The sequence below is a fragment of the Cellulomonas sp. GbtcB1 genome, from assembly GCF_019091725.1.
Lineage (GTDB): Bacteria > Actinomycetota > Actinomycetes > Actinomycetales > Cellulomonadaceae > Cellulomonas.
The window spans coordinates 1-266 of sequence record NZ_JAGXJG010000282.1 but is presented as its reverse complement, the minus strand read 5'-3'; the positions used below and the strand labels follow the sequence as shown (position 1 = coordinate 266).

Genomic DNA, 266 nt, shown 5'->3' with positions numbered 1-266 from the left:
CCGGGTCATCGGCGAGGACACCCGGCCGGCGAGCCCGTCGGGGCGCGCCCCGAGCAGCCCGGAGATCTGGCCGACGAGCGCGCGCCCCTTGGCGTGGAAGCCGTACGCCCCGTCGCCGACGAGCGCGACGACCCGGCGGACGCCGGAGCCGATCGAGGCCTCGCCGAGCAGGGTGACCAGGCCGAGCTCGCCCGTCTGCCGCACGTGCGTGCCGCCGCAGAGCTCGCGGGACCAGTCGCCGCCGATCGTCACGACGCGCACCTGGT

General features: G+C 77.4%; 1 protein-coding gene. It reads right to left on the bottom strand.

Going from position 1 to position 266, the window contains the following annotated elements; genetic code table 11:
- The coding region (locus KVT14_RS20465) for a hypothetical protein (RefSeq protein WP_217617305.1) at positions 1 to 266 on the bottom strand (266 nt) is incomplete at both ends.